We start from the raw sequence: 14862 nt of genomic DNA on the forward strand, positions 1-14862 counted from the left end.
TTCAAAATGGCAAATAAAATAGTCCTAATGGGTAGATTCTTAATTATGCGCATTATTCACCGGCTAACCCAATATCAGCGTTTATATCAGAAATTCGGTGATCACCCTGCTGCCACGACTGTCAGTGAACTCGCCGGCTTACTTTTTTGCAGCGAACGACATACCCGCACCCTAATTCAGCAGCTACAGGCTAATGAGTGGTTAAGTTGGCATTCGCAGGTTGGCCGGGGCAAACGCGCACAGTTGCAATGCCTGAAAACCCCTGATCTATTGCGCGCAACTTACCTAAAACTATTCCTTGAACGAGGTGATCATCAAGCCGCACTCGAATTGGCAAAACTGGAGCCAGAACGCCTACAAGCCTTGCTTAACCCGCATATGGGCGGGCAATGGCAAGCTGACAGCCCAATTCTGCGAATTCCTTATTATCGCGAACTGGAACCCTTAAATCCAATGATGGTGGCGGGCCGGGCGGAGCAGCACCTAATTTATACCTTGTATGCTGGCCTGACCCGGTTTAATACCGGTGACCCACAGCCCAAACCCGATCTCGCACATCATTGGCAGGTCAGCGAAGATGGTCTAACCTGGCAATTCTTCTTACGTAGCCAATTACGTTGGCACAATGGTGACCCCATCCACGGCAAACAGTTACTGCAAACACTGATACTCTTACAGGCAAACCCACGCAGCCAACCCAGCTTTACCAATGTTTTGGCTATCACCCTGCCCCATGCACTGTGTCTGCAATTTACGCTTGCCCAACCTGATTATTGGCTGGCACACCGTCTGGCAGATTTGCCATGCCGATTGTTTCATCCTGACTCACCATCACTGGGGGCTGGCCCATTTAAGCTGGCCACATTTGATAAACGCCTGGTGCGGCTGGAGCAACACGAGTTTTACCATTTGCAGCACCCTTATCTGGAAATTATCGAATACTGGATAACGCCCAAAGCGGCGATACACCCGACTGACAGCAGTTGCCAACATCCGGTGCGCATTACTATCGGTCAGGAAGAGGATTTCCCCCAAGCTCGCCCCGTTCAGCGCAGCATGAGCCTCGGTTTTTGCTATCTGGCTATTAATCATCACCTCAGTAAAATCTCACCACAACAAGCAGCCAGGTTACTGATGTTAATGCAAACTTCTGGCATATTAGAAGAGCTATCAATAAGCCACGGCGTGGTCACACCGAGTCATGAAATGCTACCCGGTTGGCCTATTCCTCAATTTACAGCGGATGAAGATCAACCACTTCCAGCTCATCTGATATTGACCTATCAACCACCAATGGAACTTGAAGTGGTTGCCCAACGGCTCAAAACAGTGTTAGCTGCGCATGGCTGCACGCTAACAATACGAGCCAGCCATGACAAACACTGGAAAGATACTCACCAGATTGAAGAAGCCGATTTATTATTGGCAGATCATTTAGTTGGCGAATCTCCAGAGGCGACAATGGAAAGCTGGTTGCGACTTGATCCATTATGGCGCGGTATCCTCTCTTCTGAACAGTGGCTACAGCAGCAACAGACTTTAGTGCTCATTCAACAGATAGAAAATACCCCGGAGCGTTTTCGTCAGTTGCAGGCATATTACAATCATCTGATGCAAGCAGGCTTAATATTGCCGCTGTTTAATTATCAATATCAGGTCAATGCGCCACCGCGAATTAACGGCGTAATGTTAACCGCTTACGGTTGGTTCGATTTCTGTCAGGCTTGGTTACCCCCGACAACAACCTGATCAATGCAGAGCGCCACAGCCCGCGCGATGAGCTACCGAACGACAGGTACCTACCTTTTAGTCTGCTAACTGGGTAACATACCGGCAGTTATTAATTTTTGCTGCCGGTTTGATGAATATCACTACCGCGTAGCTGTATGAGGTAGTTTTATGAAACGTGCCGTAGTTGTCTTTAGTGGCGGGCAGGACTCCACCACTTGTCTGATCCAGGCGTTACAGCAATATGATGAAGTCCATTGCATCACTTTCGATTATGGGCAACGCCACCGTGCAGAAATCGATGTTGCCCGTAAGCTTGCAATTCAACTTGGAGCAAAAGCCCACAAAGTGCTCGATGTGGGGATGCTTAATGAATTAGCTGTCAGTAGCCTGACCCGCGACAGCATCCCCGTGCCAACCTTTGACGAGGAGGATGAAGATAGCGTTCCGAGCACTTTTGTCCCTGGCCGCAATATCCTTTTTCTGACACTGACAGCTATCTATGCTTATCAAGTGCAGGCTGAAGCGGTGATAACCGGTGTCTGCGAGACGGATTTCTCCGGTTACCCAGATTGCCGTGATAAATTTGTCAAAGCACTCAACCACGCTATCGATTTAGGCATTGGCCGTGATATTGCGTTTATTACCCCACTGATGTGGCTGGATAAAGCTGAAACATGGGCTTTAGCCGATTATTATCAACAACTGGACCTTGTTCGCCATCATACACTGACCTGTTATAACGGGATTCAGGGTGAGGGCTGCGGCCAATGTGCGGCTTGCCATCTACGGGCTAAAGGGTTGTCACACTATTTGGCGAATAAGGCACAAGTGCTATTGAGCCTGAAAAAGAAGACCGGTTTGGTTTGATACGCTGATAGTTTGGTTGCCTGATTTTATATAAATAAGGCAACCCCATTGTTTTGTTAATCTCAGTGCGTTTTGCGAACCTCAACTAACCCGATTGACCAGTTCTTCCAGCTTGACACGTAAGTCACCTTCCAATGGTAAAGCCTTCTGACTACGCAAATCGATACACACAAATGTCAACTCGGCATCAACAACTGCGGCTCCTGCGGGTTCCAGTGTTACGGTTTGTTTCATCACACCACTTTTACCGTTTAGTTTCAGTAACTGGCTATCAATGCGCAGCAGGTCACCCAACACTGCCGGTCGGCAGTAATTAATATTAATATTCACCACAATGAAAGCAATCTGGCGCTCAGTCATCCAATCAAATGCTGGCTGCCCATCTAACCACTCCCAACGTGCTTCCTCAAGAAACTCTAAGTAGCGGGCATTATTAACATGTTGAAATACATCAATATGGAATCCCCGGACTTTAATATAAGTATGCATAACGACGAGATTCTCCAGTCTAATCATTGAAGTTTATAGGGTCACTAACGCTACTGGTTAGACCTCATGGCAAGATTAGCAGAGGAAAATCACTCCATAGCAAGCCCGCTATATAATCTCGATCAGAGTCACAGTTTTACGTTAATGCCTCTGTTGTCTTGCATGGTGAGCAACAGAGGATCGTTAATTAAACATCGATTTTCTAAACAACAATTTGTGACGAAAGGGCCAGGCAAATACTCATTAATATCCGCCTGACCAGTACATCGACTTATGGCAAACCAGAATCACATTTTGAGCTTATTGCTATTTCTCTCTAAAAATGAAGGGCCAATGCCGGGAATCTCAAGGAGTTGTTCTGCATCCGAGAAAGGGCCAAACTGTTCGCGGTAATTAACGATTGCTTCAGCTTTTTTTCTGCCAATACCACTGAGAAACTGTGCTAGTTGTTCTGCACTGGCACTATTTACATTGATTTGGTTCGTCTGATTTTCTGTTGGGTGAGCAGCGATTGTTTTAGGGTTCTCAGATTTACCTTCAGCCACTTTTGCAGACTTTTTGCTGATGTTATCGGTTACTGAACTAAGGGGCTGACTCAGTACTTTCTCCTGAGAACGGCTGTCAGCACTAACAGGAGCCGCGCTCACTGCCTGATGGATATTAAGACTGGCAAGTAATGTGGTGATTACAAATAATTTTCCTATGAATTTCATGCTGTATCCTCCTTGTGTTTGACAGCATGACTACCTTGCCGCAGCCTTTGCTTCATCGCAAAGGGCAGATTCCAGATATGCGAAAGGCCGCCAGAGCGACCTTTCGTTGTTACATCGGTTTGCAAATCAATGCGAACCTTATTGCGGCAATGACGTTATTGCGCTTGTTGTTGCTCCGCAGGCCCCATCTTGATGGTTGCCTGTTTGTGCAGATTTGCCATCAACGCATCAAAGGTAACATTGCTTGCTCCTTCGGCCATTTTAGCGGTAAAGGTCTTCATTTCGCCTTCCGGTAATTTACCCGGCGTCACGGACAGCAGTTCGATCAATACGATATTGTCCTGGCGATCCTGAGACAAACCATATACTGGTTGGTCTTGCTGCGGATGAGCCAGCGCAAAGATAGTTTGTACTAATCGATCACCATCTGGCGCGCGTGACAAGGTTTTCTTCTCGCCGAAGGTGAGGCCAGCGGCTTTCATGGCCTCTTCACCTTTACCTTGTTTCAGTGCCGTCAGAATCTTCTCGCCATCAAGACGGGCTTCTTGCTCTGCTTTCTGACGTTTTACCAATTCCGCAACCTGATCACGAACTTGATCAAATGGTTCTATCCCTTCTGGTTTGTGACCGACAATGCGGATAACAAAAGCACGATCGCCATCAACAGTAATGACATCTGAGTTGCTGCCGGGTGCGCCATTCTCACCCACCAGACCACCGCCAAAGATTGCCTGAACCACAGGTTTGAAATTAACCTCAGCTGGCACCGCATCACGGGTAAACCACCCGGTCTGCTGGGCTTTAGCGCCAGCGACTTCTTCTGCTGACGCCAGTGACTCGTTATCACTGGTTGCAGCTTCACTCACTTTTTGCTGTAACGCATAATATGCGTCAACCGCTTTTTCCTGCTTAACCTGCTTAGCCAGTGCTTCATGCACTTCTGACAGCGGCTTAACCAGCTCTGGTTTGATGTCGTTTAAACGAACAATCAAATAACCCACAGAGGATTTAACCACATCAGATAACTGGCCTTTTTCCGTAAGATTCGCTTGTTTCAGCTCATCAGCGGTCGTTTCAGGCTCCAACCAACCCAACTCACCGCCGTTTTTGCGCGAAATGATGTCAGTCGATTTCTCTTTTGCCATCGCAGCAAAATCAGCACCTTTTTTCAGTTCATCCAACGCAGCTTTGGCTTCAGCTTCTGTTTTAAACTGAATGACACTGTAGTTACGGCGTTCAGGTTGGGTATAGCTGCTTTTATGTTGCTCGTAATACGCAGCGATATCTTCTTCAGTTACCGTGATTTTGTCTTGCATCGCGGCAGCATCCATCGCAATGAAACTGACTTTCATCTGTTCCGGTGCAATAAAGCTATTTTTATTTTGCTCGTAATACGCTTTCAGCTCTTCATCGGTCACTTTCTGCTGTGCTTGAAGAGCTTTAAGGTCAATGGTGGCCAGACGAACGTCGCGTTGCTGCAAAATCAGCTCTGACATCGCCTGTGCTTCGATTGGCAGGACAAATCCGCTATCACCAAAGGCTTGCAGCAATTGTTGATTGATAAGCTGCTGACGCTGTAATTGCGCGAATTGCTCGAGGGTATATCCCATCCGGTTAACCAGTTCGAGATATTTGTTATTGTCGAACTTATTATCGGTCTGGAAATAAGGTGCCTGACGGATGGCCTCTTTCACTTGTGCATCACTGGCACTCAGACCCAATTTTTGAGCATATTGGTCAAGCAGCATATTGTTGACCAACTGCCCGAGCACCTGCTGACGCAGTTGCAGCATGTAACCTTCGTTCGCGGCCAACGCGGAGAACTGTTCGCCCAATTGCTGTTGCAAGCGGCCACGTTCACTCTGCACAGCTTGTTCTAGCTGGGCACGGCTAATGTCTTGGCCGTTAACTTTGGCTGCATAGTCGTTGGAGCCTCCAATCAAATAGCTGCCAACCCCGGTCAGGATAAAGGACAACATGATCAGGGCCAGAATGATTTTGAGCACGACGTTATTAGCAGCCGCGCGTAAATTGTCCATCATAATGTGACAATACTCCGCTGTAATGTGGATTAAAACTGTTGCGCAGGTCTAAATAAACCCAGCATTCCTTGCGACAGCCCATTGTGCTGCTGCGCGTTAAAACTGCTTACTGTCTTTTGTTACCGTACTTATCTTACTTTACTTATCAACGCTCAGCCGTTGGCAGACTTACGCCAGGCCCATAAATGATGTCAGCGCGGCAACTAAACGAAAAAAAAGCGCATCATTAACGATGCGCCTTGTATCTTACCTTACCAACTCAATTGCGTCAGGTTATTGTTTAACACAAACACCGCTGAGTATTGACGCGGCAATCAGTTTACAGCGTCTTTCAGACCTTTACCGGCGCGGAAGCCTGGTACTTTGGCTGCTGGAATACTGATTTCTTTGCCTGTCTGAGGGTTACGGCCAGTACGTGCAGAACGCTCACGTACTGCAAAAGTACCAAAACCAACCAGAGCTACATCATCCCCTGCTTTCAAGGATTCTGTTACAGAAGCAATAATTGCATCTAATGCGCGCCCAGCGGCCGCTTTGGAAATATCAGCACCTGCGGCAATTTTGTCGATCAGTTGTGACTTATTCACTCTTTCATCCCCTTTAGAATTCTATCGTCGCGCCGAAAATCCCTACGGACAACACGACAGCGCAGCTGTTATATCAATCCTGCCCAGCCTTGGCAAGCAGCCCAAAGACTTAAACTTTTGCCGGACAGCCGAACTAACTTAGCGGCACAAAAAATAGCTGGCAAGTAGCATTTCACTTACCAGCATCAGTTTTATCAATACTTCTTGCGATCCATCACTATTTTGACGCTACCGGCTGTGCCCCGAAGGCGGGATTTTGCAATGCAATGGCTAAAACATCATCAATTCGTTTAACCGGATGAATTTCCAGATCGGCGATAACGTTGTCTGGAATCTCTTCCAAATCACGTTTGTTATCATCTGGAATCAGCACCACTTTGATGCCACCACGGTGAGCGGCCAGCAATTTCTCTTTCAAACCACCGATTGGCAATACCAGACCACGTAAGGTAATTTCACCGGTCATCGCCACATCAGCACGCACCGGGTTACCGGTTAAACAAGAAACCAGCGCGGTACACATTGCAATACCGGCACTTGGGCCATCTTTCGGCGTGGCACCTTCAGGTACATGCACATGGATGTCACGTTTTTCGTAGAAATCAGGGTTAATCCCTAATTTATCCGCACGCGCACGCACTACCGTCAGCGCAGCCTGGATGGATTCTTGCATCACTTCACCCAGTGAACCGGTGTAAGTCAGCTTGCCCTTGCCCGGTACACACGCGGTTTCGATGGTCAGCAAATCACCGCCCACTTCTGTCCATGCCAGGCCAGTCACCTGACCGACACGGTTTTCAGTATCAGCACGGCCATAATCGACTTTCTGCACGCCAAGGAAATCTTTCAGGTTGTCACCGTTGATTTCGATGTGTTTAACCGTTTTATCCATCAGCAGATTTTTTACTGCTTTACGACACAGTTTGGAGATTTCACGTTCCAGACTACGCACCCCAGCTTCACGGGTGTAATAACGGATAATGCTCATGATGGCGCTGTCATCGATGGTCAGCTCGCCTTTCTTAATGGCGTTGCGCTCAAATTGTTTTGGCAGCAAATGCTGCTTGGCAATGTTGAGTTTCTCATCTTCGGTATAGCCGGACAGACGAATCACCTCCATACGATCCAGCAACGGTGCTGGAATATTCATGGAGTTAGAGGTCGCAACAAACATCACATCCGACAGATCGTAATCCACTTCCAGATAGTGATCGTTAAACGCCACGTTTTGCTCTGGATCTAACACCTCCAACAAGGCAGACGCCGGATCACCACGCATATCGGAGGCCATTTTATCGATTTCATCCAACAGGAAGAGTGGGTTTTTCACCCCAACTTTCGCCATTTTCTGGATCAATTTACCCGGCATCGAGCCAATATAGGTACGACGGTGGCCACGGATTTCCGCTTCATCACGCACACCACCCAGCGCCATACGCACATACTGACGGCCTGTTGCCCGAGCAATAGACTGCCCGAGCGAGGTTTTACCCACCCCAGGAGGCCCAACCAGACACAGGATTGGCCCTTTAATCTTGCTGACTCGGCTCTGGACTGCGAGGTATTCCAATATGCGATCTTTAACGCGTTCCAGACCGTAGTGATCGATATCCAGAACTTCCTGCGCTTTTACCAAGTCTTTTTTAACTTTACTGCGGCTGTTCCACGGCACCTGCAACATCCAATCGATGTAACCACGCACCACGGTAGCTTCCGCCGACATCGGTGACATCATTTTCAGTTTTTGCAGTTCCGCTTCCGTTTTTTCGCGCGCATCTTTCGGCATTTTAGCCGCTTCAATTTTACGCTTCAGCGCTTCATGTTCATCCGGCGTATCGTCCATTTCACCCAGTTCTTTCTGAATGGCTTTCATTTGCTCATTCAGATAGTACTCGCGCTGGCTCTTTTCCATCTGCTTTTTGACACGATTACGAATCCGCTTCTCGACCTGCAACAGATCGATTTCGGATTCCATCATTGCCATCAGATATTCCAGACGCTCGGTGATATCGAACATTTCCAGAACAGCTTGTTTATCATTCAATTTCAATGGCATATGCGCTGCAATAGTATCTGCAAGACGCGCTGCATCATCAATACTGTGCAACGAAGCCAGAACTTCTGGTGGGATCTTTTTGTTCAGTTTGATGTAGCCTTCAAACTGATTAATCGCCGTGCGAACCAAGACCTCTTGCTCACGGTCATCCATCACGGGTGCTTCAAGATATTCAGCCTGGGCCGCAAAATGCTCGCCGCTGTCGGAAAGCGTGGTGATACGCGCACGCTGTAGCCCTTCAACCAGCACTTTTACCGTACCATCAGGCAGCTTTAACATTTGTAAAATCGAGGCTACAGTGCCGACTGAAAACAGATCATTGATACCAGGCTCATCCGTCGAGGCTTCTTTCTGCGCAACCAGCATGATTTTTTTATCATGGTCCATTGCCGCTTCCAGGCACCGAATCGACTTCTCCCGGCCAACAAACAGTGGGATCACCATATGCGGATAAACCACCACATCGCGCAGAGGCAATACGGGGATTTCTATGCGTTCGGAACGCTCAGGGTTCATAGAGCTCTCTCTTAGTTTAGCTTCCGCCAGATTACTGGGAATCTCGTGAAACACGAGTCATCACGAGTTTCACTAAATAGGTATTTGAGTATATGGGGACGAATGTCTTACATTCAACGATAACAATGCGAGGAAAAAGAAATGGGGGATAAAATCCCCCATTGTCACACTAACCACCTGGATTATTTGGCTAATTATTCGCCAGAAGCCTGCGCTTCCGGTTGACCGTAAATTAGCATTGGCGCAGATTGACCAGCAATAACTGACTCATCTACCACCACTTTCTCCACACTGTCCATTGACGGTAAGTCGTACATGGTATCGAGCAAGGCACCTTCCACGATAGAGCGCAGGCCACGAGCACCTGTTTTACGCGCCATCGCTTTCTTGGCAATAGCGGTCAACGCTTCATCACGGAACTCAAGCTCAACACCTTCAAGATTGAACAACGCCTGATACTGTTTAGTCAGCGCATTTTTCGGTTCTTTCAGGATCTGAATCAGCGCGTCTTCGCTCAGTTCACTCAAGGTTGCAACCACGGGCAGACGACCAATAAACTCAGGAATCAAACCGAATTTAATCAAGTCTTCTGGTTCAGCCTGGCTCAACAACTCGCCTTCAGTTGCCTTTTCTGACTTGCCTTTTACCGTCGCCCCGAAACCAATACCGGTACCGGTGTTAATGCGCTGGCCGATAACTTTGTCCAGGCCCGCAAAAGCACCACCACAGATAAACAGAATTTTTGAGGTATCAACCTGCAAGAACTCCTGCTGTGGATGCTTACGCCCGCCTTGTGGTGGCACAGCGGCAATCGTCCCTTCAATTAATTTCAACAAAGCCTGTTGCACACCTTCACCTGACACGTCACGGGTGATAGATGGGTTATCAGACTTACGAGAAATCTTATCAATTTCATCGATATAGACGATACCACGCTGTGCTTTCTGCACATCGTAATCACATTTCTGCAATAACTTCTGAATGATGTTTTCAACATCTTCGCCCACGTAACCTGCTTCAGTTAGCGTGGTCGCATCTGCCATTGTAAATGGCACATCCAGGAAGCGAGCCAATGTCTCCGCCAACAGCGTTTTACCACTACCGGTCGGGCCAATCAGCAGAATGTTACTTTTACCCAGCTCGATACCATTACTGGTATCACCGTTACGCAGACGTTTGTAGTGGTTGTACACAGCAACGGCCAGCACTTTCTTCGCCGGTTCTTGCCCGATGACATAATCATCAAGGTGGTGGCGAATTTCGTGCGGCGTTGGCAGCGAGCTACGCTCCCGGTGCGGGGCAACTTCTTTGATCTCTTCGCGAATAATGTCATTGCACAAATCGACACATTCATCGCAGATATACACTGACGGCCCGGCAATTAGCTTACGCACTTCATGCTGGCTTTTGCCGCAGAAAGAGCAATACAGCAGCTTTCCAGAACCGTCTTTGCGCTTATCTGTCATCAGTAAACCTCTTCTTCAGTATCTGCCATACCGGAAACTAGGGTGGCAGTGAGACTATTCTCGCTATTTCTGGACACCACGCTAACGTTCAGCGGGCAGCCGATATATCAGGCAGGCACTCAACACGGTGCAATACAGCGGTTCGATTACACGAATTGTTCTATTTCCATACCACTGTTGTTTACCTACAACGGTTGTTTACCTACAACTATAGTATATCGGCTCACAGAAATAAGTCGTTAGTCACGACGGGTAAACACGGAATCAACTAATCCGTATTCTACAGCCTGCTGCGCAGACAGGAAACGGTCACGTTCCGTATCTCTCTCTATTTCTTCGAGAGATTTGCCCGTGTGATGTGCCATCAGTTCATTCATGCGTGATTTCACTTTCAAAATCTCTTTGGCATGAATTTCAATATCTGTGGCCTGCCCCTGGAAACCACCCAGCGGTTGGTGAATCATGACCCGTGAATTCGGCAAGCAGAAACGTTTACCTTTAGCGCCAGCCGTCAACAGGAATGCCCCCATTGAACACGCCTGCCCCATACAAATCGTGCTCACATCTGGCTTAATGAATTGCATGGTGTCATAAATTGACATCCCGGCAGTGATCACCCCACCTGGTGAGTTGATATACAAAAAGATATCTTTTTCTGGATTTTCCGCTTCCAAAAATAGCATCTGTGCAGTGATCAGGTTGGCCATATGGTCTTCAACTTGGCCGGTCAGGAAAATAATGCGCTCTTTCAACAGACGGGAGAAAATATCGTAAGAACGTTCCCCGCGTGAAGTCTGCTCAACCACCATAGGCACCAGAGCCATGTTAGGTGCAAATTGATCTCGTTCGCCACTGTATGACATTACCGTCTCCTAATAGAATTTACTTTGGCGCCATTCATAACCGATTCTACTTGAGATAAGTAATGATGACTATGTTCATGCGTGCGAACAGTCTGGTTATCCAGATACGTTCGACCGTGGCAATCAGCCAGTGTTTCATCAACACCTTATATGAACGTCTGTTAGGTTAATTGGGGGATTACTCTTCATTTTCAAGCCCCACTGACATCTTTTTAGCCTAATCACGTTTTTTAACCCAACAATGCTCTTTTCAGCCGACCTTCGTTATCTCTGCCGTAATCCCGACGCCCTATAGTTTAATTATCTGTTAAGCACTTCATTCACTTTTCAAATATAGCGCAGATTACTCAGAAACATGCCAGATTAATCATACTATTGAGGGATTATTGTTACTAAAAGAAAAAGCCCGTGACCAGAGGGCTACGGGCTTTTTCAATACACCAGATAGATTATATCCGGTTTGATGCGCTAAAAACTATTACGCCGTCGTGGTCTGATTCATCAGTTCACTAAAGGTCGTTGGTTTTTCAGTAACTTTGGCTTTAGACAGCAGAGTTTCTACCGCTTGTTCTTCCAGAGCAACGTTACGCATATTGTTCATCAGCTCTTTGTTCTTGCTGTAGAACTCAATAACTTCTTGTGGATCTTCATAAGCAGAAGCCATTTCTTCGATCAATGCTTTAACACGATCTTCATCAGCTTTCAGTTCATGCTGGCTGATAACTTCGCCCAGCAACAGACCGACAACAACGCGACGTTTAGCTTGTTCTTCGAACAATTCGCGTGGCAGTTCAGCAGCTTGTTTTTCGTTGCCACCGAAACGCTGTGCAGCCTGACGGCGCAGAACGTCGATCTCACCTTCGATCAGTGCCGCTGGAACGTCGATTTCATTCGCGCTAACTAAACCGTCGATTGCCTGAGTTTTCACACGGTTACGTACTGCGCCTTTCAGCTCACGCTCCATGTTTTTACGCACTTCAGCACGCAGACCGGCAACTGAACCATCAGCAACGCCGAAACGTTTGATGAATTCTTCAGTCAGTTCTGGCAGTTCACGCACTTCAACTTTCTTCAACACGATGTCGAATTTAGCGGATTTACCTTTCAGGTTTTCTGCGTGGTAATCTTCTGGGAAGTTTACGTCGATGGTGAATTCTTCACCGGCTTTGTGGCCGATAACACCTTCTTCGAAGCCTGGGATCATACGACCCTGACCCATTGCCAGTACGAAATCAGTCGCTTTGCCGCCTTCAAACTCTTCACCGTCGATAGAACCGGTGAAATCCAGAGTTGCGCGATCTTCAGCCGTTGCTACAGCATCAGTTTCTTTCCAGGTAGCTTGTTGCTTGCGCAGCGTTTCCAGCATGGTATCAACGTCAGCGTCGTTTACTTCAACAACTGGCTTTTCTACTTCAATGCTTTCCAGATCTTTCAGCTCAACTTCTGGATAGACTTCAAACTCAACGGAATAAGTAAAATCTTCACCCTCTTTGTACTCGCCCGGCACATAGTTAGGTGCGCCAGCTGGGTTGATTTTTTCTTTAATGATCGCATCAACGAAGTTACGTTGCATCAGGGAACCTAAAACGTCCTGGCGAACAGAAGCGCCGTAACGTTGTTCAACGATGTTCATAGGCACATGGCCTTTACGGAAGCCGTCAATTCGAACATTTTTAGCGGCTTTCACTAATTCGCTTTTTACGGCTTTCTCAATGCTGTTAGCAGCAACGGTAATTGTTACACGGCGGCCAAGGCCTTGGGTGGTTTCAACAGAAACTTGCATCTTGTTACCTCAAAAAAATTACAGTGCTCGGTCAACTCCAGAAGCTGCAAACGAAGCACCACCACTCCCCTTTCAGGAATGATGCGAACTCTGAAAACACCTTCTAAGAACCGGGACGGCCGCATTAAACAGAACCGAGTATCCCAGATGTCAGAAGCGTCCCGAAACCATTCCGGAAAAATAAGACGCGACATTATAGCGGTGCGCAGGGTATGAGTCGAGGAAAGCAAGCGAATGTTGTCGCGGTAAAATTCACGCGTGAGTTGATCCCTCGGCTAAAACTCCTGCGGCACACTAATGAAACAACGGTGTCGCCTATACAGAAACACAAACGGCCCTGAGGCCGTTTGCAAAATTCTCATCTACTTAATACCCTAAATTAGGTCAGAATTACTACTGCTATTCACTCTATTTCCGATAAAATGAACAAATTAAGCCAATGTACCTGCACCACGACAAGACGGCGAGCGAGGTACCGTATCTTGCAACCCCTCCCACTCTTTTTGGGTATAAGTGTGCAATGCCAACGCATGGACACTGCCCGCCAGTTCATCAGCCAACACACTATAAATCGCACGATGACGGCTTAAAAAGCGTTGATCTTGAAATTTATCGCTGACGATCACTATTTTAAAATGACTTTCAGAACCGGCCGGAACATTGTGGCGATAACTTTCATTAATCACCTCCAGATGATCCGGTTCGAATGCCAATTTTAGTTTTTCTTCAATTTGTTCCCGAATCAAAATCATCTTAACTCTCCTTACTACTGAGGCAAAAAAACTGCCCACACTACTATTGCAATAGTAGTTGATTTTCGCTGTTTTATAACATTTAAGCTACAAAATATCTTGCACATCTCCACCTTATAGGTGCAGTGCTATGAGGCAAATCCGATAGCCAGTTGAAAGGTTAACTTGTAAGGTCTTTCGCGAGAATGGAAGATGACCGAAGGGAAAACGCTTTTTTGCTGAATTTCTCTCCATCGGGATCTTCCCCCAGCCAATGGCAGTGTTATGATGTTGCAACTGCAAATTCGCAAAATAATATGGCAGCTATCCCGCTCTGTTTATTAAAGAATTCCATAACTATTGAGAAAGTGAACATGCTAAAAAAAATTCTTTTCCCGCTGTTGGCTGTTTTTATACTGGCGGGCTGTGCGGCCAGTAACAACACCTTGAACGTTACCCCGAAAGTGGTCTTGCCACCGCAAGATCCAACGCTGATGGGGGTGACTATCAGCATTAATGGCGCCGATCAGCGCCAGGATTCTGCCTTGGCTAAAGTGAATCGTGATGGCCAACTGGTCGTATTAACACCGTCTCGTGATCTGCGTTTCCTGTTACAAGAAGTGCTCGAAAAGCAAATGACAACCCGTGGTTATATGATTGGCACTAATGCTCCCGTTGATCTACAAATTGTTGTGAATCAACTGTTCGCTGATGTGCAAGAAGGCAACCTTCGCTACAACATCACCACCAAAGCCGATATTTCTATCACTGCTACGGCGAAAAACGGCAACAAGCAGGTTAAAAACTACCGTGCGTCTTACAACGTTCAGGGCGCATTTACCGCCACTAACGAAAAAATCACCAATGCTGTTAACACGGTGTTGAGCGATGTGATCGCGGATATGGCGCAAGATACCAGTGTCAGTAGCTTTATCAAACAAAACGCCCGTTAATCCGGTGTTAGCTTAATATCATTATTTCTGCTTAACAGAATGCTCTGCTGCGACCATAGGGCGGA

12 protein-coding genes are annotated in these 14862 nt (G+C 47.1%); 3 read left to right on the top strand and 9 right to left on the bottom strand.

Translation table 11 applies throughout. The features are described from left to right. Window positions 1-45 precede the first annotated feature (45 nt). Window positions 46-1749: an SgrR family transcriptional regulator gene (locus AT01_RS07125; protein ID WP_042546632.1), complete on the top strand. Its 1704-nt coding sequence runs from the start codon at window positions 46-48 to the stop codon at window positions 1747-1749. Window positions 1750-1899: 150 nt separating this feature from the next. Next, window positions 1900-2598 (top strand): 7-cyano-7-deazaguanine synthase QueC, encoded by a 699-nt coding sequence (queC, locus tag AT01_RS07130; protein ID WP_004703357.1) that lies wholly within the window; start codon window positions 1900-1902, stop codon window positions 2596-2598. An 81-nt stretch (window positions 2599-2679) separates the two neighbouring features. On the opposite strand, the gene AT01_RS07135 is transcribed toward queC, so the two are convergent. The 9 genes from AT01_RS07135 to bolA form a co-directional block, all read right to left on the bottom strand. Then, on the bottom strand, window positions 2680-3087 hold the full coding sequence (locus AT01_RS07135; RefSeq protein WP_004703358.1) for an acyl-CoA thioesterase: 408 nt from the start codon (window positions 3085-3087) through the stop codon (window positions 2680-2682). A gap of 287 nt (window positions 3088-3374) precedes the next feature. Further along, window positions 3375-3800, bottom strand: coding sequence for a ComEA family DNA-binding protein (locus AT01_RS07140; protein ID WP_042546633.1), 426 nt, complete (start codon window positions 3798-3800; stop codon window positions 3375-3377). 155 nt (window positions 3801-3955) lie between these two features. Then, entirely contained in the window at window positions 3956-5842 is a 1887-nt protein-coding gene (gene ppiD / locus AT01_RS07145; RefSeq protein WP_042546634.1) for a peptidylprolyl isomerase, read from the bottom strand. Between the two features lie 314 nt (window positions 5843-6156). Continuing rightward, complete coding sequence (hupB, locus tag AT01_RS07150) at window positions 6157-6429, bottom strand: nucleoid-associated protein HU-beta (RefSeq protein WP_004718701.1); 273 nt, start codon at window positions 6427-6429, stop codon at window positions 6157-6159. Between the two features lie 217 nt (window positions 6430-6646). Next, window positions 6647-9001: an endopeptidase La gene (lon, locus tag AT01_RS07155; RefSeq protein WP_004703361.1), complete on the bottom strand. Its 2355-nt coding sequence runs from the start codon at window positions 8999-9001 to the stop codon at window positions 6647-6649. Window positions 9002-9195: 194 nt separating this feature from the next. Continuing rightward, the gene (gene clpX / locus AT01_RS07160) at window positions 9196-10467 is read right to left on the bottom strand and encodes an ATP-dependent protease ATP-binding subunit ClpX (RefSeq protein ID WP_004703362.1); all 1272 of its coding nucleotides are present in this window, start codon (window positions 10465-10467) and stop codon (window positions 9196-9198) included. Between the two features lie 239 nt (window positions 10468-10706). Next, window positions 10707-11330: an ATP-dependent Clp endopeptidase proteolytic subunit ClpP gene (gene clpP / locus AT01_RS07165; RefSeq protein ID WP_042546635.1), complete on the bottom strand. Its 624-nt coding sequence runs from the start codon at window positions 11328-11330 to the stop codon at window positions 10707-10709. A 478-nt stretch (window positions 11331-11808) separates the two neighbouring features. Continuing rightward, window positions 11809-13113: a trigger factor gene (gene tig, locus AT01_RS07170; protein ID WP_042546636.1), complete on the bottom strand. Its 1305-nt coding sequence runs from the start codon at window positions 13111-13113 to the stop codon at window positions 11809-11811. 431 nt (window positions 13114-13544) lie between these two features. After that, complete coding sequence (bolA, locus tag AT01_RS07175) at window positions 13545-13865, bottom strand: transcriptional regulator BolA (protein WP_082039563.1); 321 nt, start codon at window positions 13863-13865, stop codon at window positions 13545-13547. 353 nt (window positions 13866-14218) lie between these two features. On the opposite strand from bolA, the gene AT01_RS07180 reads away from it, so the two are divergent. Beyond that, window positions 14219-14797 carry a lipoprotein gene (locus AT01_RS07180; RefSeq protein ID WP_042548540.1) on the top strand — a complete coding sequence of 193 codons (579 nt, stop codon included), beginning with the start codon at window positions 14219-14221 and terminating at the stop codon, window positions 14795-14797. The last annotated feature ends 65 nt before the right edge of the window (window positions 14798-14862 follow it).

Origin of the sequence: Yersinia aldovae 670-83 (assembly GCF_000834395.1) — a bacterium.
GTDB classification, from domain to species: Bacteria; Pseudomonadota; Gammaproteobacteria; order Enterobacterales; family Enterobacteriaceae; genus Yersinia; species Yersinia aldovae.

Coding starts and splice junctions, on each gene's coding strand:
- AT01_RS07125 (WP_042546632.1), top strand. CDS start 46: ATGCGCATTATTCACCGGCTAACCCAATATCAGCGTTTATATCAGAAA.
- queC (WP_004703357.1), top strand. CDS start 1,900: ATGAAACGTGCCGTAGTTGTCTTTAGTGGCGGGCAGGACTCCACCACT.
- AT01_RS07135 (WP_004703358.1), bottom strand. CDS start 3,087: ATGCATACTTATATTAAAGTCCGGGGATTCCATATTGATGTATTTCAA.
- AT01_RS07140 (WP_042546633.1), bottom strand. CDS start 3,800: ATGAAATTCATAGGAAAATTATTTGTAATCACCACATTACTTGCCAGT.
- ppiD (WP_042546634.1), bottom strand. CDS start 5,842: ATGATGGACAATTTACGCGCGGCTGCTAATAACGTCGTGCTCAAAATC.
- lon (WP_004703361.1), bottom strand. CDS start 9,001: ATGAACCCTGAGCGTTCCGAACGCATAGAAATCCCCGTATTGCCTCTG.
- clpX (WP_004703362.1), bottom strand. CDS start 10,467: ATGACAGATAAGCGCAAAGACGGTTCTGGAAAGCTGCTGTATTGCTCT.
- clpP (WP_042546635.1), bottom strand. CDS start 11,330: ATGTCATACAGTGGCGAACGAGATCAATTTGCACCTAACATGGCTCTG.
- tig (WP_042546636.1), bottom strand. CDS start 13,113: ATGCAAGTTTCTGTTGAAACCACCCAAGGCCTTGGCCGCCGTGTAACA.
- bolA (WP_082039563.1), bottom strand. CDS start 13,865: ATGATTTTGATTCGGGAACAAATTGAAGAAAAACTAAAATTGGCATTC.
- AT01_RS07180 (WP_042548540.1), top strand. CDS start 14,219: ATGCTAAAAAAAATTCTTTTCCCGCTGTTGGCTGTTTTTATACTGGCG.